The following is an 18858-nucleotide window of genomic DNA, read 5'->3' as shown; positions in this document are numbered from 1 at the left end:
CCTCAGTTCAGGCGTTCGACGCCCGACGGCAGACCGATCCGCACGCCGAAACCGGCGCCGGGCGACGTCTCCACCGTCATGGATCCGCCCAGCTGGGTCACCAGTCCCTCGATCAGCGCCAGGCCGTCGCCCTTGCGGGGCTCAGCGGCGCCTTGACCGGCGTCCCGTACGACCAGACTGAGTCCCGAACGCGTGGCGGAGAAGGCGACGGCGACCGCGCCGCCCCCGCCGTCGACGAAGGCGTGGCGCGCCGCATTGGTCAGGAGCTCGTGAAGGATGACGGCCAGCGGCAGTCGTTGCGTCTCCGGCAGATCGCCGACGCGGCCCCGAACCTCCAGCCGCACGCCGCGCGCCTCCAGGCCGCGCCGCCAGAACGTCAACGCCTCCTCCACATAGACGTCGAAGGGATCTCCCTGCGCCTGACGCTCGGTCATCAGACCGATCGCCGCCGCCATGTCGCTGATCCAGGCCAGGTGCCGACGACACTCCGGATCATCGACCGTCGTCAGCCGGATGGCGACGAGCGTCTGCAGAAAGCGGCAGCATGCATCCGGTCCCGTCGGAGGCTGTTCATCAAGGCCGCCAAGCGACAATTCCGCCATCACTGAACTCCGCGGCCCTGATTCCCCAGATTTTTAATAGCTTGGCTTGAACCAACCTGCCATGGGCACGTTCGAAGTGTCCGGTCGCCGACACTCGCTGTCTCGGGCGACCTGAAGCTTGCGACGGTGGGGAACAGCATCCAGTGACGGGCGGCGACGGCCTGCGGGTCATGATCGTGGAAGATCAGGCCCTTCTGGCCATGGAACTGGAACTCATCCTGCTCGATGCGGGATGCGAAGTGGTGGGCGTCGCCGTCGACACTCGCGGCGCCTTCGACGTGGCCGCACGCGAGAAACCCGATCTGGCGCTGGTCGACGTCAATCTCATGGACGGGATGACCGGTCCCCAGATCGCGCATCGGCTGGTGGCCGAGCACGGCGCGGCGGTCATCTTCCTGACCGCCAACCCGGAACAGATCCCCGACGGCTTCTCCGGCGCCCTGGGCGCGGTCTGCAAGCCGTTCGACGAACAGACCCTTCGCGCCGTGATCGCCTTCGCGCGCCAGTTCATCACCACGCGCACCGTGGGCACGACCCCGCGCCGGTTCCGCCTCGCGCCTTGGCTCACCACCCCGCCTCGCGACGTCGCTCCGCATTGAGGCCCGTGGGGGTTACCACCCCCGACCCCTCGTGATAGCCATTTCGAAACAGCCATTTCCGGGAGTGAACACGTGCGCCAGTCCGTCTCGTCGATCCGCAAGCTGCTGGGGGGCTCCGCCGCCCTCGGCGTCGTTCTTTTCGCCACCGGCGCCTGGGCCCAGCAGGCGCCCCTGATTCAGCCGGGCGCCCCGGGTCAGGCCAGCCGTACGCTCGAAGGTCGCGAGGCCGCGCGCATCGCCGACAACCGCTATTCCGACGCCGACGTCGCCTTCATGCAGGGCATGATCCTGCATCACGGCCAGGCGCTGGAGATGGCGGCCCTGGCCCCGAGCCGCACCAACACCCGCCAGGTCCTCGACCTGGCCGCGCGCATCGACGCCTCGCAGGAGGACGAGATCGCCTTCATGCGCGGCTGGCTGACCGAGCGCGGCGAGGCGGCGCCCGCGCCCATGCCGACCACCGGCGATCACGCCGGTCACGCGGGCATGGACCATTCGGCCCACGGCGCCGGTCACGCCGGCATGCCCGGCATGGCCTCACCCGAGCAGATGGCCGCCCTGGCCGCCGCACAGGGCGCCGAGTTCGACCGCCTGTTCCTGCAGCTGATGATCCGCCACCACGAGGGCGCGGTCGTCATGGTGTCGGACCTGCTGGCGCGCGGCGGCTCGGCCTATGACCCGGTGCTGTTCCGTTTCGTGAACGACGTCACGAATGAACAGCAGGCCGAGATCAACCGCATGACGGCCATGGCGCGCGCCGCCTCGCCCGACCCGCGCACCAACCTGCGCGCCGGCTTCCGCGACGCCGAGGTGGCCGCCTCCAACATGACGCTGCTGGCCAGCCTGCCCAAGCCGGCCGGCTTCTTCGATCCGACCAACCCCGAGGGCCTGCCGCCCCGCGCCGGCGAGGACGTGGGCCGCCGCGCGCCCTTCCTCAGCTTCTCGAACACCGACATGGCGTTCCAGGGCGACCTGCTGGCCGTCGGCAACTATCACGGCATCAACCTCTACCGGATCGGCGCGGATCCGGCCCCGACCCTGATCAGCTCCATCGTCTGCCCGGGCGGTCAGGGCGACGTCTCGATCGTCGGCGACCTGATGCTGATGTCGGTGGAATCGACCCAGGGCCGCGTCGACTGCGGCCGCGAGGGCGTGGGCGCCGAGCCCAGCGCCGATCGCTTCAGGGGCCTGCGCATCTTCGACATCTCCGATCCGGTCCGCCCGGTCCAGGTCGGTCAGGTCCAGACCTGCCGCGGCTCGCATACCCACTCGGTCGTCGCCGCCGACGACCGCCGCCTGATCGTCTACAACTCCGGCACCGCCGGCGTGCGCAGCGAGCAGGAGCTGGCCGGCTGCGTCACCGGGGCGCCGGGCGACCCGCGCACCGCCCTGTTCCGCGTCGACGTGATCGAGATTCCGCTCGCCGACCCGTCGCGGTCGCGCATCATCGACAGCCCGACCGTCTTCGCCGATGAGGAGACGGGCGCCGTCGCGGGCCTGTGGGCCGGCGGCGACCACGGCGCGGGCACCCAGACCACGGCCCAGACCAACCACTGCCACGACATCACCCTGTTCCCGACCCGCAACATCGCGGGCGGCGCCTGCTCGGGCAACGGCATCCTGTTCGACATCTCCGATCCGCGCGCGCCCAAGCGGATCGACGCGGTGACCGACGACGGCTTCGCCTACTGGCACTCGGCCACGTTCAACAACGACGGCGACAAGGTGCTGTTCACCGACGAGTGGGGCGGCGGCGGGCGTCCGCGCTGCCGCGTCCAGGACCCCATGACCTGGGGCGCCAACGCCATCTACGACATCGTCGACGGCAAGCTGGTGCACCGCGGCTACTACAAGCTGCCGGCGGCCCAGACGGACCTCGAGAACTGCGTCGCCCACAACGGCTCGCTGATCCCGGTCCCCGGCCGCGACCTGTTCGTGCAGGCCTGGTACCAGGGCGGTCTGTCGATCAGCGACTTCACCGACTCGTCTGACGCGCATGAGATCGCCTATTTCGATCGCGGTCCGGTGAACGCCGAGCGTCAGGGATCGGGCGGCTACTGGTCGGTCTACTGGTACAACGGCAAGATCTACGGCTCGGAGATCGGCCGCGGTCTGGACGTCTTCGCCCTGACCCCCAGCGAGCATCTGACGGCCAACGAGATCGCCGCCGCCCAGATGGCCGACGAGGGCGGCACGGTGAACCCGCAGCAGCAGTTCCCGGTCCGCTGGCCCGCCCACCCGGTCGTGGCCCGCGCCTATCTGGACCAGTTCGCCCGCGACGGCGGCATGGACGCGACCCAGATGGCCCAGATCACGGCCGCCCTGGACCAGGCCGCGCCGCTGGTCGAGTCGGGCCGCAAGGACCCGGCCGTCGCCGCCCGCCTGCGCGGCCTGGCCGACGCCATCTCGCCGCGCGGCATGGACCAGACCGCCAAGCGCATGCGCGGCCTGAAGGAGACTCTGACCGGCATCGCCGCGGTGGTGGGTTAAGCTCGAACGCTGAGGGTCAGCCGTTGCGCTCGACGATGACCCTCAGCACGGCCTCTGCCGCGATCTCCGACGGGTCGCGGCCGCCCCGGCCCATCAGGTCCAGCGCCGCCGTCTGGCGCGCCGCCTGATCGGTCCGTGCCGCCGGATCGTCCAGCAGCCGCCCCACCTCGGCGGCGAAAGCTTCCGGCGTCGCGTCCTTCTGGATCAGCTCGCGGGCGATCTCCGCGTCCGCCGCGTGGTTGAACAGCGTCGCGTACTTGCCGGTGAAGAACGGCCGCATGATCGCATAGCTCAGCGGCTGGAACCGGTAGCCGATGACCATCGGCGCCCCCGCCAGCGCCAGCTCGGTGGACACCGTCCCGCTGGTGGCCAGCGCCACGGTCGCGGCCTTCATGGCGGCGTACTTCCCCGCCTCATCCACCTGGTGGATCGGCATGCCCCAGCCGGCCAGTTCGGCCCGCACCTGATCCGCCACGGTCCCGGCGACCGCCACGGCCACCTCCAGCTCCGGCCGCGCCGCCTTCAGCCGCGCGACCGCCTCGCCATAAACCGGCGTCATCAGCCGGATCTCGCTGGGCCTGCTGCCCGGCAGGACCAGCAGCAGCGGCGCCTCCGCCGCAATCCCCCGCGCCGCCCGGAACGCGGCCGGATCGGCTCCGCCCATGTCGACGTGCAGCGCCTGCGACCCGACCACGGTCGTCGCCAGCCCTTCCCGCTCGAACCACGGCGCGTCGAAGGCATACAGCGCCAGCAGGTGGTCCACCGCCCCCGCCAGCGTCTTGGCCCGCCCCGGCCGCGACGCCCACACCTGCGGCCCCACGTACTTGATCAGCGGCACGTCCGGCAGGACCTCCCGGATCGCCTTGGCCACCCGGATGGTGAAGCCCCAGCTGTCGATCAGCACCACCGCGTCCGGCCGCTCCGCCTGAGCCAGCGCGACGGTGTCGGCCACTCGCCGCTTGACTATGCCATAGGCCTTCAGCCCCTCCAGCCAGCCAAGGATCGACAGCTCGGCGATGTCGAAAGGACTGACGACCCCCTCGGCCGCCATCGCCGCGCCGCCCACACCGACGAAGGTGACTTCTTCGTCCAGCCGCGCCTTCAGCGCCCGCGCCAACCCGGCGCCCAAGGCGTCGCCAGACGCCTCGGCGGCCACCAGCATGACCTTCAGCCGCCGGCTCACCCTTCGCCCCAGACGTACAGCCCCAGCCGGTCGGCCGCCTCGACGATGGCCGCGCGGTCGATCATGATCAACCGCCCCGCCTTGCCGCCGACGCCCGCCAGCCCCGCCGCCGCGGCCAGCTCGATCGTTCGCGCGCCGATCACCGGCATGTCCACCCGCAGGTCCTGGATCGGCTTCGGCGCCTTGCCCAGCGCCCCCTTCGGCGCGCCCGGCGAACCGCGCAGATCGGCGGGCAGACCGGCGACGCGGGTCAGCATGGCGTCCGTCCCCTCCTGCGCCTCGACCGCCAGCACCAGGCCGTCGCACACGACCGCGCCCTGCCCCACATCCAGCTCGCCGGATTTCTCGGCGACGTGCAGGGCCTTCCTCAGATCCGCCAGCTGGGCCGCATCGGGCGTCACCCGCCCCAGCGCCCCGGGCGACAGGATGTCCCCGCCCAGGATGTCGTCGGCCCCTTCGACCGCGTACCCCTCGCCCTCGAACACCGACAGAATCTTGCGCAGCAGGGCGTCGTCGCCCTGCTGGGCCGCCTTGACGATGCCGGGCAGCAGGGTCGCCCCCTTGAAGTCGGGCTTCAGCGACCTGAAGTCCGGCCGGTTCACCGCCCCGGCCAGACAGACGGCCTTGCAGCCCGCCTTCTTCATGGCCGCCAGGATGCCGCCGATCTGGGCCATGCCCATGTCGACGCCGTCGCGCGTGGCCAGCGCCGGATCGGCGAAGCCCGCCAGCCGGATCACGAACAGCGGGCGACCTTCCGCCTCGCACCGCGCGGCCACCGCCAGCGGCAGGTCGCCGCCGCCCGCGATGAGGGCCAGTTTGCCCCGGCTCATTTCATGCCTTTCGGATTTGTCGGCGACGCTTGGCGATCTTGGTCGGATTGACGCCCCGACTGGTCAGTTTGGTGGGATATCTTGGTCGGTTTGACGCCGGGATCGCTCATTCGTCCGGCAGCGCGACGGGGCGCCGCGTGTCCTCGCGGATGAAGGCGATGATCTCCTGGATCTCCGGCAGGTCGGCATAGGCCGCCTCGGCCGCGTGCAGCCGCTCGGAGAACAGGCCGGGGGCTTCGAAGATGTCGCGGTAGGCCGCCAGCAGCCGGCGCACCTCCACCTTGCCGTAGCCTTTGCGCTTCAGCCCGATCAGGTTCAGCCCGTGCAGCCGCACATGGTTGCCCCAGGCCGAGCCATAGGGGATGACGTCCCGCGTCACCGCCGACAGGCCGCCGACGATGGCCCCCTGCCCCACCCGGCCGAACTGATGCACCGCGCACAGCCCGCCCAGGAAGACGCGGTCCCCGACCCGCGTGTGCCCGCCCAGCGTCGCATTGTTCGCGAACGTCACATGGCTTCCGACCACCGCGTCGTGGCCCACATGGGCGCCCGTCATGAACAAACACCCATCGCCGATCGAGGTCAGCTTGCGATCGCCCGGCGTGCCGCGGTTGAAAGTCGAATGTTCCCGGATCGTGCAGTTCGCCCCGATCTCCAGCGCCACCGGCTCGCCCTTGTAACCTCCATGCTGGGGGTCGCCGCCCATGACGCAGAAGGGGTGGATCGTCGTTCCGGCGCCGACCGTCGTGTCCTGCTGGATGACCACATGACTGGCCACGCGCACGCCCTCGGCCAGCTTCACGCGAGGGCCGACGATCGACCATGCGCCGACCTCGACGCCGTCGGCCAGTTCGGCGCCGGCGTCCACCTGGGCGGTCGGATGGATGGTCATCAGGCGACCGGCTGGTCCACGGTGACGGCCATGGCCATGAATTCGGCCTCAGCCGCCAGCTTGCCGTCGATGAAGGTCTCGCCCCGGAACTTGTAGGCGTCGCCCCGCGCCCGAGTGACCTGAACCTCCATGCGCAGCTGGTCGCCCGGCCGCGCCGGCTTGCGGAAGCGCACGCCGTCGATCGACATGAACATGATGACCTTGTCGGCCACGTTCACGTCCAGCGTCTTCGACATCAGCAGCGCCCCGGTCTGGGCCATGGCCTCGACGATCAGCACGCCCGGCATGACGGGATCGATCGGAAAATGGCCGGGAAAGAAGGGCTCGTTGTGCGTGACGTTCTTGACGCCGACGATGGAAGTCGCCGGCACGAAGGCCTCGGCCCTGTCCACCAGAAGGAACGGATATCGGTGCGGCAGGCGCCGCATCACCTCCGCATAGTCGACGTCCGTCCCCGCGCTCATCCGTCCGCCTTTCCGCGCACTTTTCCCGAAGCCTGTTTGGCCAGCCACACCGCCTCGCGCAAGGATTCGCGCAGGGGTTTCGCCGGATAGCCCGACCAGGTCTCGCCCGGCGGCACGTCCTTCAGGATCCCTGCCCCCGCGGCGATCCGCGCGCCCTCGCCGATCGTGATGTGGTCGCCCACCCCGGCCCTTCCGCCGAACACCGCCCCGTCGCCGACCTTGACCGAGCCGGAAATCCCGGTGAACGCGGCCATCAGGCAGTTTCGCCCGACCACGCAGTTATGGGCGATCATCACCAGGTTATCGATCTTCGTCCCCTCGCCGACCACAGTGTCTTCAAAGGCGCCGCGATCGACGCACGAGTTCGCGCCGATGGTCACTCGGTCCTGGATGATCGCCCGACCCAGCTGCGGCACGTCCACCGGACCTTCCGCGGAAACGGCGGCCCCGAACCCCGCTTCGCCGATGCGCACGCCGGACGACAGCTTCACCTGATCGCCGACCAGGGCGAAGAACAGGCTGACGTTGGCGCCGATGACGCAATCCCGACCGATCTGGACCCCCGGCCCGATGACGGTGTTCGGGCCGACCCGGGCGCCGCGCCCGATGCGGGCCCCCTCGCCCACGACCACGCCGGGCCCGAACGCCACGCCGGCATCCTCGGCTGCCGCTTCGGGGGCGATGGCGACGAACGGGCGGGGACGGATCAGGGCGTCGGCCGCCTTGGACCATGCCGCCTGGGGCGTCGCCGTGACGATCACGGCCGCATCCGCCGGAACGGAGTCGGCGGCCTCGCCCCGAACGAAGACCAGCCCGGCACGGGTCATCGCCAGCGCCGCCTTGAGCTTGCGATCGGACAGGAACGACGCCGCCGTCGCGTCCGCCGAGGCCAGCGGCGCGACCGTCGAGATCAGGCGGTCTCCGCCTCTCAGAACCTCACCGCCGACCAGATCGGCCAACTCCTGGACGGAGCGCGGCGGCAGGGCCTCGAAGAAGCGGAGATCGGGCAAACGTGGTCCTTACTGGCCCGGAACCTGGACCGGCGGGGTCATGCGCGTGAAGCTCAGCGACGGCAGGGATCCGTTCAGGCGCTGGATCACCACGTCGGTGATGTCCATGGCCGGATTCATCTCGATGACCGCGTCGCGCGACAGCAGGAGGCCGCATCCGCGCTCCTGATAAACGGCGACCAGGATCGGGTCCGTGGCCTGCGCGATGGCGCGGAGCTGCATGTTCAAGGTGTATTCCAGCTCCGCTTGCCGCTGGCCTTCCAGCTGCTGGGCTTCGCGAATTCGCTGCTGCACCGCCTGACCACGCTGGGCGTATTCCTGGTCCGGGATGGTCCCACGCCCCTGCTCCAGCGCGGTGATCTCAGAATCGATGGCCTGAGCATAGGGCTGCAGTTCGCCCGCCACCTGCTGCGACAGGGTCCGCATGCCGGTCTGAACGGACATGCCGACGGTCGACTGCGCCAGCAGGCGCTCGTTGTGGAACACGCACACGCCCGGAATGACCGGACCGGGGTTGGCGGGCCCCTGGGCCTGTGCGGTCGCCTGACCGGCGCAAAACAGTGTCAAGGCGAACGCGCCGAAAGCGAGGGTCTTCATGTCATCAAGCCTTTGGGTAAGCCCCCTGTCGAGGGGATCAGAACTGGGTGGACGTCGAGAAGCGGAAGTTCTCGGTCTTGTCGAACGGTTGCTCGGAGAACGGCTGGGCCAGGTCGAACCGGATCGGACCCATGGGCGAACGCCAGTGGATGCTGATGCCCGCGGCGCCGCGGAAGTCGAGATCGTCGTTGATCCGTGTGCTGGGCAGGCCGGTGGCCGAATCCGTCGTGTAGCGTTCGTCCAGCAACCCCAGAGTGCCCACGTCGACGAAGGCGGAGGTGCGGATGCCGTACTCCTCCGGCAGCCCGTTCGGAACGGTGACCTCGACGGTGCCCACCAGATAGAAGTTGCCCCCCAACGCGTCGGTGGTCAGCAGGTCGCGCGGCCCCATGCCGGCGGTCTCGAAACCGCGGAAGCTGTTTCCGCCCTTGAAGAAGCGGTCGTTGATCCGGACCGGATCCCCGGCCCAGCCCGTGACGTAACCCGTCTCGAGGCGCGTGGTGACCACCCACTCCGGCGTGATGCCGTGATAGGCTGACACCTCGGCCTCCGTCTTGAGGTAGTTCACGTCGCCGCCGACGCCGGCCAGATCCTGGCGCAGGCTGCCGGACCAGCCGCGGGTCGGGCGGATCGGATCGTTCCGACGATCGACCAGCAGCGTATAGCCGATCGAGGAGTTCACGAACGACCCGACCTGATCGCACAGCGCCGAAGAGCCGCCGGTCGTCGATCCGCAGAACCCGTTGGGAACGATGATCTCATCCTCGCGCAGGAAGTAGCGGCCGCTGATCGCCGTATATCCGTTCAGAGGATAGGACAGCCGCAGGCCCACGCCCGTCGACCGATAGTCGTAGGACGAGAACTCGCTGAGATCGTAGCGCTGGTGGAACAGGTCGAAGCCCGCGCGAAGATCGCGGCCCAGGAACTTCGGCTCGGTGAAGCGGAAGTCCACGTTCTGGCGCAGCGAGCCCCACTCGACCCGCGCGACGACGTTCTGACCGCGGCCGCGGAAATTGCTTTCCGAAATGCCCAGATTGACCACGAACGAGTCATAGGAGCTGAACCCCGCCCCCACCGAAAGCTCGCCGGTCGGCTGCTCCTCGACCTTGACGTTGACGACGGTCCGATCCGGTTCGGAGCCGCGGACTTCCTCGACCGTGACGTCCTTGAAGAAACCCAGGGCGCGCAGGTTGTTGCGCGAGCGCTCCAAAAGCTGGCGGTTGAAGGCGTCGCCTTCGGTGAGCGTCAGCTCACGTCGGATGACCGGATCGATCGTGCGAGTGTTGCCGACGACGTTGATGCGTTCGACGTAGACCCGCTCGCCTTCCCGCACGTTGAACACGACGTCGACGGTGTCCGTATCGGGGTTCACCGCGAACCGAGGCTCGATCTCCACGAAGGCGTATCCCGCCGAACCGGCGGCGTAGGTCAGGGCGTCGGTCGCCGACTCGATCTTGTCGCTTTCATACAGGTCGCCTGACCTGAACGGCAGGATCGCGGTCAGCAGGTCCGTGTTAAGGCGATCGTTCTCGGTCACGACCGAGACCTCGCCGAAGTTGTACTTGTCGCCCTCGTCGACTGTCAGGGTGATGGCGAAGGCCTCGCCGCCGGGCGTCAGCTCGGCCACGGCGGAAACCACCCTGAAGTCGTAGAAACCGCGGTTGGTGTAGAAGTCCCGCAACTGCTCGCGGTCGTAGTCCAGGCGGTTCGGGTCGTAGTTGTCGTTCTGGGTGAAGATGCGCCACCAGACCGACTGCTTGGTGACCATCACCTCGCGCAGGTCGTTGTCCGAAAAGGCCTCGTTGCCCAGGAAGGTGATGGACTGCAGCCCGGTCTCCGGGCCCTCGTCGATCTCGAACACCACGTCGACGCGGTTCTGTTCCAGGCGGACGATCTTGGGCGTGACGTTGGCCGAGATGCGGCCCGACAGACGATACAGTTCGACGATCTTGCCGACGTCTTCCTGGACGCGGGCGGGGGTGTAGATGCCGCGCGGCCGGATCGTGACCTCTTCGCGCAGCTTGTCGTCGCCGACGGAGCCGTTCCCTTCGAAGATCACCTGATTGACGATCGGGTTCTCGACGACCTCAACCACCAGCACGCCGTTCTGGACGCCCATCTGCACGTCGGCGAACAGACCGGTGCGCGAAAGCGTCTGCACCGCGACGTTCAGCACGACCTCGTCGACGACGTCTCCGGGGCGGATCGGCAGATAGGACAGGACGGTGGCGTCCTCGATCCGCTGGTTGGCGCCGCGCACCTCGATGCGGGTGATCTGGACGCGCTCTTGACCCGGGTCCTGCGCCACGGCGGGCGCGGGCTGGCCGGCCGGAGGCGCCGGCGGCGTCTGCTGCGCCAGAGCCGGCCCGGTCAGGCCCGCGGCCATGACCAGGGCCACAACGCTGACGCGGCCCGGAGCGCCGAAGGGACCGCGAGGGGAAGAAGAAGTCATGCTGTTTACCGTCGGGGGCTGGCGTCGGCTCACGAGGCGAGCCCGCCGAGGAAGGCGAAGAGATTGAGTTTTTGCAGGTCGTTCCAGGTCGCGAACAACATCAATCCCGCCAGCAAGGCAAGACCGACGCGGAACCCCGCTTCCTGAACCGGCGCGGGGACTGGCCGTCGCGCCACAGCCTCATAGGCGTAAAACACCAGGTGCCCCCCATCGAGAACCGGAATCGGGAGCAGATTTACAAAGCCAATTCCGATCGAAACTAAGGCGGCGAACTGAAGAAGCGTCAGGATCAGGTTGGCGCTGCGCAGACCCAGGTCGCCCTCGGCCTGCACGGCCTGCTGCGTCACCCCGCCCGCGGCCTTGGCGATGCCCAGCGGCCCGCTGAGCAAATCGCCGGATTCCCGCCCGGTCAGAATGCGTCCCAGATAGGTCAGCGTGGTGTCCAGGGTGTCGCTGATGGCCGCCACGCCCTGCCCCAGCGCCTCGACCGGGTTCAGGCGGCGGTAGGTGAAGTCCGCGGCGCTGAGCGGCCCCAGGGCCATGCCGATGCGGGCGATGCGCACGCGCCCGGCGATCTGATCCTGCTCCATGACCCGCACCGGCGTGGCGGTCAGCTGCAAGATTTCCTCTCCCCGACGGACGTCGAACGTCAGCACCTCACCCGCGCTCAGCACCACCTTGCGCGTGACCTCGTCGGCCGCGACGACGGGGCGCCCGTCGATGGCCAGCACCAGATCGCCGCGCTGGAAGCCGGCGGCTGCCGCCGGCGTGCCAGACACGACCTGCGCCACGCGCGGCGCGGCGACCTGCTCGCCCACCCAGCTGAAGACGATCGTGAACAGGACCGCCGCCAGGATGAAGTTGGCCGCCGGCCCCGCCGCCACGATCAGAGCCCGCTGCCAGATCGGCTTGAAATGGAAGTAGTCGCGCTCGGCCCCAGGGCCCTGTTCGGCGATCAGACGCGCCTTCAGTTCGGCCAGACCCGCCTGATCCGGCACGCTGGAGGCGTCGAGGTCGCCGGAAAACTTGACGTAGCCTCCCAGCGGCAGGGCTGCGACGCGCCACTCGATGCCGTGACGGTCCGTCCGGCTCCACAGCCGCTTGCCGAAACCGATGGAGAATTGATCGACCTTCACGCCGAAGGCGCGGGCGACCCAGAAATGCCCCAGCTCGTGGATCGTCACCACCAGGCTGATGACCAGCAGGAACGGCACGACGTGCAGCAGCAGCGAGCCCAGGACGTCCAGCATGCCGTTCACCGCTCCTCCGCTCAGATCGCCAGCCGGTCGACGATCGACCGCGCCAGGCGCCTGGCGTCCGCGTCCACGGCCAGGGCCGCGTCGCAGGCGCAGACGTCGACCGAAGCCATGTCCCCCGACGCCGCCGCTTCGAGCGTTTCGGCGACGACTGCGGCAATATTGAGAAAGGCCAGACGGCGGTCAAGGAAGGCCAGGGCCGCCACCTCATTGGCCGCGTTGAACACGGCGGGCGCCGCGGCGCCCGCCGCCAGCGCCTCACGCGCCAGCCGCAGCGCCGGGAACGCCTCCAGATCGGGCGCCTCGAACGTCAGCCGGCCCAGCGCAGCCAAATCCATGCGGGGCGCGGGCCAGGCCAGACGCTCCGGCCAGGCCAGGGCCACGGCGATGGGCGTCTTCATGTCCGGCAGGCCCAGCTGCGCCAGGGTGGACCCGTCGCGATGCTCGACCAGGCTGTGAATGATCGATTCCGGATGCACCACCACATCGACGCGGTCGGCCGGCATGTCGAACAGATAGGCCGCCTCGATCGTCTCCAGACCCTTGTTCGCCAGAGTGGCGCTGTCGACGGATATCTTGGCGCCCATCGACCAGCGAGGGTGGGCCACGGCCTGCTCCGGCGTGATGTCGGCCATCTCCGCGCGCGTCCGCCCCCGGAACGGCCCGCCGGACGCGGTCAGGATCAGGCGCTCGACGCCTTCCGGCCGCGCCGGGTCGAACACCTGGAAGATGGCGGAATGCTCGGAGTCGACCGGTATCAGCGTGCCTCCGGACGCCGCGACGCGCGCGATCAGGGCCGGGCCGCAGCAGACCAGGCTTTCCTTGTTGGCCAACGCCAGCGTCGATCCGGTCGCCGCGGCCGCCCAGGCGGATTGAAGGCCGGCGGCGCCCACGATGGCGGCCATGGTCCAGTCGACGGGGCGCAGGGCGGCCTCCACGAGCGCCGCTTCCCCCGCCGCCGCCTCGACGCCCGATCCGGTCAGGGCGGCCCGCAAGTCGTCAAGCCTATCTTCATGAGCCGTGACGGCCAGCTTCGCCTTCCAACGCCGCGCCTGGTCCGCCAACAGGGCGACGTTGGCGCCGCCGGTCAGCACCTCGACCTCATACGTCGCCGAGCCCGCCGTCTCGCTCTGGGCCATCAGGTCCAGCGTCGACGTCCCGACGGAGCCGGTGGAGCCCAGGATGGCGACGCGGCGCCGGATCACGCCGCACCGTCCGTCATGATGATCAGAAGCCGCGCGGCGGCAAGCACGACGGCGGCGAACATCAACCCGTCGACGCGATCCAGAAGGCCGCCGTGTCCGGGGATCAGCCCGCCCGCGTCCTTGACCCCGAACCGTCGCTTCAGCGCCGACTCCCACAGGTCTCCGGCCATGGTCGCCAAGGCGCCGGCGAGACCCAGCAGCAGACCCCACAGAGGATGCGGCACGCCCAGCCCGCCTGGGATGAAGGCCGCCACCAGCCAACCGGCCACCGAACCCGCCGCCAGTCCACCGACGAAGCCGGACCAGGTCTTGTTGGGCGAGTACCGCGGCCACAGCTTCGGCCCCTTGACCGCGCTGCCGACCAGAAAGGCCATGACGTCGGCGGACCAGGCCACCAGGAACACCAGAATGGTCCAGCTCAAGCCCATGCCGCTGTTCCCGTCGCGCAGCCAGATCAGCAGAATCGCGGGCCAGCCGAGGTAGAGCACGCCATAGGCCGCATCCAGCCCCTCCTGCCCGATGCGACGCGCGAACACTCCGGCCAGGGCGGCGGCGAAGACCAGGGTCACCAGGGCGGGCGACAGGGCGACGTTCGCCGTCGCCGTGGTCGCCACCAGGGCGGCGCCCACGGCCCAGGCGATGGGAATCGGGCGCGCCGGGGCGCACATCTGGGCCCATTCGCGCGCCAGCACCGCGCAGGCGGCCAGCATGATCGCCAGGAACCACAGGTCGCCGGCCCAGATGGCCAACACGGCCAGCGGCGCCAGAATCAGCGCCGACACCGCCCGCAGACCCAGGTTGCCCAGCGACGGCATCAGGCGCTCACCGCGGGCCGTCCGCCGTATCGTCGGTCGCGCCGCCGGAACGTCTCGACCGCCTCGCCCAGCGGCCCCTCGCCATAGTCGGGCCACAGCACGTCCTGGAAGACGAACTCGGCATAGGCGGCCTCCCACAGCAGGAAGTTCGACAGCCGCGCCTCTCCGGAGGTCCGGACGATCAGATCGACCGGCGGTCCCTCGCCCGTAGACAGGGCCCGATCCATGGTGTCCTCGTCGATGGCGTCGCCGGCCTGGACCAGTTTTCGCGCCGCGTCGACGATGTCGGCGCGGCCGCCGTAGTTGAAGGCGACCTGCAGGCGGAACCGGTCGTTGCCGAGCGTCTCGGACTCGGCCCGCTCCACGATCTCGGCGATGTCGGCGGGCAGGCCCTGGCGACGGCCCAGCACCCGCACCTTCACCCCCTCGCGCTTCAGCCGGGCCAGGTCGCTGGCGACGTAGGCGCGGACCAGACCCATCAGGTCGGACACTTCTTCCGCCGGGCGGCGCCAATTCTCGGTCGAGAAGCCGAACACCGTCAGGCACTGGATGCCGAACTTGGGAGCCGACTGCACCGTGCGCTTCAGCGCCTGCACCCCCTCGCGATGGCCGACGGCGCGGGGCAGGCCCCGGCGCTCGGCCCAGCGGCCGTTGCCGTCCATGATGATCGCCACGTGGCGAGGGCCGAAGCCCGAAGGGTGTGCTGGGTCGCTCATTCGCGGACGCGGCCGGGGCGTGGACGCCTCAGACCTGCATGATCTCCGCTTCCTTGGCCTTCAGGGCCTCGTCGATGCGCTTGATCGCGGCGTCGGTGTCCTTCTGGACCTCGGCCTCCATCTTCTTCTGCTCGTCCTGGCTGATGTCGGAGGCCTTCTCGGCCTTCTTCAGGTCGTCGTTGGCGTCGCGGCGGACGTTGCGCACGGCGATCTTCTGCTGCTCGGCGTATTTGCCGGCCAGCTTGGCCAGGTCGCGGCGGCGCTCCTCGGTCAGCGGCGGGATCGGGATGCGCAGGGTCTGGCCGTCGACGACGGGGTTCAGGCCCAGGCCGGCGGCGCGGATGGCCTTCTCGACCGAGACCACCATGCCCTTGTCCCAGACGCTGACGGAGATCATGCGCGGTTCCGGCACGCTGATCGCCGCGACGGCGTTCAGCGGTGAGGTGGAGCCGTAGGCCTCGACCGTGACGGGGTCCAGCAGACCCGCGTTGGCGCGGCCGGTGCGCAGGCCGTTGAACTCGCTCTTCAGCGCATCGACAGCCTTGTCCATGCGCTCGCGATAGGTCTTGAGATCGGGCTTGGCCATCAGGGTTTCTCTCGCGTCTTCTTGATCTTGTCAGGCGGTCTTGGCGTTGCGGATGACCGTGAAAGCTCCCTCGCCGCGCAAGGTCCGCCGGAACGAGCCCTTCTCGCGGATGGAGAACACCACGATCGGGATGCCGGAGTCACGCATCAGCGCCACGGCCGAGGCGTCCATCACCTTCAGGTCGCGCGCCAGGACGTCGTGATAGGTCAGTTCGTCATAGCGGGTGGCGGTCGCATCCTTCTTGGGATCGGCGGTGTAGACCCCGTCGACGCTGGTGCCCTTCAACAGGGCGTCGCAGCCCATCTCGGCCGCGCGCAGGGCGGCGCCGGAATCGGTCGTGAAGAAGGGCGCGCCCACGCCGGCGGCGAAGATCACCACGCGCCCCTTCTCGAGGTGGCGCAGGGCGCGGCGGCGCACATAGGGTTCGGCCACGGCGTTCATCACCAGGGCGCTCTGCACGCGGGTCTGGACGCCGATCTTCTCCAGCGCCGCCTGCATCGCCAGGGCGTTCATCACGGTCGCCAGCATTCCCATGTAGTCGGCCGAGGCGCGGTCCATGTCGCCGGCCGCCTTGGACAGGCCGCGGAAGATGTTGCCGCCACCGATGACCAGGCAGATCTCGACGCCCTCTCGCGCCACCTCGGCCACGGCCTGGGCCACCTCGGCGACCGTCGCCATATCGATGCCGTAGCCCTGTTCTCCCATCAGGACCTCGCCGGAGACCTTCAGCAGGACGCGCTTGTATCGGAACTCGCTGGGCGCGTCGGGCATGGGAAATCCATCGGTGGGCGGAGAACGCCGGAATCGGCGGTCCCTTATAGACGAAGGGCGCGCCCGGCTTCAAAGCCCGGCGCGCCTTCTCCTCCCCATCTTGATGGGGAGGTGGCTCGGCGCGAAGCGGCGAGACGGAGGGGTTCTGTCCGCGCGCGCGGTCAAAACCCCTCCACCGCTTCGCGGTCCCCCTCCCCATCGGAGATGGGGAGGAGACGACATCTCAGCCCTTCATCATCGAGGCGACTTCGTCGGCGAAGTCGGGGCCTTCGACCTTCTCGACGCCTTCGCCCAGCGCCAGCCGCACGAAGCCGCCGATGTGCAGGCCGGGTGCGCCCAGCGCCTTGCCCTCTTCGGCGACCAGCTGCTCGATGGTCACGTCCGGGTTCATGACGAACGGCTGCTTGGTCAGCACCACATCCTTCTGGAACTTGTTGATCTGACCCTCGACGATCTTCTCGATCATGTTCTCGGGACGGCCCTCCTCCTTGGCCTTCTCGATCAGCACGGCGCGTTCCTTCTCGATCGCGGCCGGGTCCAGGTCGTCGGTGTTCAGCGACAGCGGGCTGGTGGCCGCCACATGCATGGCGATCTTGCGGCCCAGCTCGCGCAGCTTGGCCTTGTCGCCCGCGCCGTGCAGGGCGACCAGCACGCCGATGCGGCCGACGCCCGGCGACACCGCGTTGTGGACGTAGGTGGCCACCACGCCTTCGTCGACCGACAGGCGGGCGGCGCGGCGCAGCTGCATGTTCTCGCCGATGGTGGCGATCATGTTGGTCACTTCGTCCTGGACGGTCTTGCCCGACTCCAGCTCGGCGCCGTGCAGACCCTCGACGGTGGCGTGCTCCAGGCCCAGCTCGGCGAAGCGCTTGGCGGCGTTCTGGAACAGGTCGTTGCGGGCGACGAAGTCGGTCTCGGCGTTGAACTCGATGGCCGAGGCCACCTCGCCGGCGCCCACTTCCTTCGACGCGACCGCGACCAGGCCCTCGGCGGCGACCCGGTCGGCCTTCTTGGCGGCCTTGGACAGGCCCTTGGCGCGCAGCCAGTCGATCGCGGCTTCGATGTTGCCGTCGGTCTCCTGCAGCGCCTTCTTGCAGTCCATCATGCCGACGCCGGAGCGCTCGCGCAGTTCCTTGACGAGGGCGGCGGTGATCTCGGCCATGTTCAGTCTCCTGTAGTCGCTTCGTATGCGGGAACGGCCGGGCTGATATCAGCCCGGCCGCGCTGTTTTGTGTCAGGCGCGGCCTTCTCTCTGTCCCCTACCGCTCGACCCGCGGGGCCTCGCTGCGTGAGGGGGGAGAAGACCGCTCGGGCGGTCAGCCCTCGGCCTTCTCGGTCTCGGCTTCGGCGTCCGCGGCGGGAGCCTCGGCTTCGGCGGTCGCCTCGGCTTCAGCGGCCGGAGCTTCGGCGGCGGCCTCCATCTCGGCGGCGACGTCTTCGGTGCCGGCCGGGGCGGCTTCGGCTTCGGCCGGAGCGGCCTTGGCTTCACGCAGCATCGGCTCGACCGGCGCTTCCGAGGCGCCCAGGTCGATGCCCGAGGCCGAGGCGCCCGAGGCCAGACCGTCCAGGATCGCATCGGCGATCAGGTCGCAGTAGGTCTGGATGGCGCGCGCGGCGTCGTCGTTGCCCGGGATCGGATAGGTGATGCCGTCCGGATCGCAGTTGGTGTCGAGGATGGCGATGACCGGGATGTTCAGCTTGCGAGCTTCCTGGATCGCGATCGCTTCCTTGTTGGTGTCGATCACGAACATGATGTCCGGCAGGCCGCCCATGTCCTTGATGCCGCCCAGCGACAGTTCCAGCTTGTCGCGCTCGCGCTGCAGGGTCAGCAGTTCCTTCTTGACCCGGCCCTCGCCGCCCGACTCCAGCAGGCCGTCCAGCTCGCGCAGGCGCGCGATGGAGCCCGACACGGTCTTCCAGTTGGTCAGGGTGCCGCCCAGCCAGCGGTTGTTCATGTAGTACTGGGCCGAGCGCTTGGCGGCCTCGGCGATCGGCTCGGCGGCCTGACGCTTGGTGCCGACGAACAGCACGCGGCCGCCCTTGGCCGCCACGTCGCGCACGGCGACCAGCGCCTGGTGCAGCAGCGGGATCGACTGCGACAGGTCGATGATGTGGATGTTCGAGCGCGATCCGAAGATGTAGCGCTCCATCTTCGGGTTCCAGCGGTGCGTCTGGTGGCCGAAGTGGGCGCCCGCTTCGAGCAGGGTGCGCATGGAGAATTCAGGCAGAGCCATCTGCTTACAGTCCTTTTTCCGATCAAATCCGCCGCAGGCGCTTTAAAAGGCCGAAGCCCTCGGAACGGAGCGGACCGGATGTCTCCCGGCACGCGCCACGCCTGCGTGTGAAGTGGGCGCGCATGTAGGGGAGATCGGCCCCGATGGCAAGGGTGA

General features: G+C 69.2%; 18 protein-coding genes. 2 read left to right on the top strand and 16 right to left on the bottom strand.

Annotated elements, in window-relative coordinates; genetic code table 11:
- Positions 1 to 2: 2 nt before the first annotated feature.
- Positions 3 to 602 (bottom strand): ATP-binding protein, encoded by a 600-nt coding sequence (locus tag VGN45_RS05840; RefSeq protein ID WP_327460303.1) that lies wholly within the window; start codon positions 600 to 602, stop codon positions 3 to 5.
- 143 nt (positions 603 to 745) lie between these two features.
- On the opposite strand from VGN45_RS05840, the gene VGN45_RS05835 reads away from it, so the two are divergent.
- Together VGN45_RS05835 and VGN45_RS05830 are read left to right on the top strand one after the other, a co-directional pair.
- Entirely contained in the window at positions 746 to 1201 is a 456-nt protein-coding gene (locus VGN45_RS05835; RefSeq protein WP_327460301.1) for a response regulator, read from the top strand.
- A 72-nt stretch (positions 1202 to 1273) separates the two neighbouring features.
- A complete protein-coding gene (locus VGN45_RS05830; protein WP_327460299.1) occupies positions 1274 to 3691 on the top strand; it encodes a DUF305 domain-containing protein in 2418 nt (805 codons plus the stop codon).
- Between the two features lie 16 nt (positions 3692 to 3707).
- Here VGN45_RS05830 and lpxB read toward each other — a convergent pair whose 3' ends face one another.
- The 15 genes from lpxB to rpsB form a co-directional block, all read right to left on the bottom strand.
- Positions 3708 to 4874, bottom strand: coding sequence for a lipid-A-disaccharide synthase (gene lpxB / locus VGN45_RS05825; RefSeq protein ID WP_327460297.1), 1167 nt, complete (start codon positions 4872 to 4874; stop codon positions 3708 to 3710).
- On the bottom strand, positions 4871 to 5704 hold the full coding sequence (gene lpxI / locus VGN45_RS05820) for a UDP-2,3-diacylglucosamine diphosphatase (protein ID WP_327460295.1): 834 nt from the start codon (positions 5702 to 5704) through the stop codon (positions 4871 to 4873). Before lpxI ends, lpxB begins: the two co-directional genes overlap by 4 nt.
- A gap of 106 nt (positions 5705 to 5810) precedes the next feature.
- Complete coding sequence (lpxA, locus tag VGN45_RS05815; RefSeq protein ID WP_327460293.1) at positions 5811 to 6596, bottom strand: acyl-ACP--UDP-N-acetylglucosamine O-acyltransferase; 786 nt, start codon at positions 6594 to 6596, stop codon at positions 5811 to 5813.
- Positions 6596 to 7060, bottom strand: a complete 465-nt coding sequence (fabZ, locus tag VGN45_RS05810; protein WP_327460291.1) for a 3-hydroxyacyl-ACP dehydratase FabZ — start codon at positions 7058 to 7060, stop codon at positions 6596 to 6598. The genes lpxA and fabZ overlap by 1 nt, the downstream gene beginning before the upstream one ends.
- A complete protein-coding gene (lpxD, locus tag VGN45_RS05805; RefSeq protein ID WP_327460289.1) occupies positions 7057 to 8070 on the bottom strand; it encodes a UDP-3-O-(3-hydroxymyristoyl)glucosamine N-acyltransferase in 1014 nt (337 codons plus the stop codon). Before lpxD ends, fabZ begins: the two co-directional genes overlap by 4 nt.
- Positions 8071 to 8079: 9 nt before the next feature.
- The gene (locus VGN45_RS05800; RefSeq protein WP_327460287.1) at positions 8080 to 8667 is read right to left on the bottom strand and encodes an OmpH family outer membrane protein; all 588 of its coding nucleotides are present in this window, start codon (positions 8665 to 8667) and stop codon (positions 8080 to 8082) included.
- Positions 8668 to 8704: 37 nt separating this feature from the next.
- Positions 8705 to 11119, bottom strand: a complete 2415-nt coding sequence (bamA, locus tag VGN45_RS05795) for an outer membrane protein assembly factor BamA (RefSeq protein WP_327460285.1) — start codon at positions 11117 to 11119, stop codon at positions 8705 to 8707.
- Between the two features lie 29 nt (positions 11120 to 11148).
- Positions 11149 to 12369 (bottom strand): M50 family metallopeptidase, encoded by a 1221-nt coding sequence (locus VGN45_RS05790; protein ID WP_327460283.1) that lies wholly within the window; start codon positions 12367 to 12369, stop codon positions 11149 to 11151.
- 20 nt (positions 12370 to 12389) lie between these two features.
- A complete protein-coding gene (gene dxr / locus VGN45_RS05785; protein WP_327460281.1) occupies positions 12390 to 13580 on the bottom strand; it encodes a 1-deoxy-D-xylulose-5-phosphate reductoisomerase in 1191 nt (396 codons plus the stop codon).
- The gene (locus VGN45_RS05780; protein ID WP_327460279.1) at positions 13577 to 14395 is read right to left on the bottom strand and encodes a phosphatidate cytidylyltransferase; all 819 of its coding nucleotides are present in this window, start codon (positions 14393 to 14395) and stop codon (positions 13577 to 13579) included. The genes dxr and VGN45_RS05780 overlap by 4 nt, the downstream gene beginning before the upstream one ends.
- Positions 14395 to 15111 carry a polyprenyl diphosphate synthase gene (uppS, locus tag VGN45_RS05775; protein WP_327460277.1) on the bottom strand — a complete coding sequence of 239 codons (717 nt, stop codon included), beginning with the start codon at positions 15109 to 15111 and terminating at the stop codon, positions 14395 to 14397. The genes VGN45_RS05780 and uppS overlap by 1 nt, the downstream gene beginning before the upstream one ends.
- A gap of 28 nt (positions 15112 to 15139) precedes the next feature.
- The gene (gene frr, locus VGN45_RS05770; protein WP_327460275.1) at positions 15140 to 15697 is read right to left on the bottom strand and encodes a ribosome recycling factor; all 558 of its coding nucleotides are present in this window, start codon (positions 15695 to 15697) and stop codon (positions 15140 to 15142) included.
- A 30-nt stretch (positions 15698 to 15727) separates the two neighbouring features.
- Complete coding sequence (gene pyrH / locus VGN45_RS05765; protein WP_327460273.1) at positions 15728 to 16468, bottom strand: UMP kinase; 741 nt, start codon at positions 16466 to 16468, stop codon at positions 15728 to 15730.
- 223 nt (positions 16469 to 16691) lie between these two features.
- Positions 16692 to 17630, bottom strand: coding sequence for a translation elongation factor Ts (tsf, locus tag VGN45_RS05760; protein ID WP_327460270.1), 939 nt, complete (start codon positions 17628 to 17630; stop codon positions 16692 to 16694).
- A gap of 154 nt (positions 17631 to 17784) precedes the next feature.
- Positions 17785 to 18702, bottom strand: coding sequence for a 30S ribosomal protein S2 (gene rpsB / locus VGN45_RS05755; protein WP_327460268.1), 918 nt, complete (start codon positions 18700 to 18702; stop codon positions 17785 to 17787).
- Positions 18703 to 18858 lie beyond the last annotated feature (156 nt).

Origin of the sequence: Brevundimonas sp. (assembly GCF_035999125.1) — a bacterium.
GTDB lineage: Bacteria > Pseudomonadota > Alphaproteobacteria > Caulobacterales > Caulobacteraceae > Brevundimonas.
This window is presented reverse-complemented; position numbering and strand designations above follow the sequence as displayed.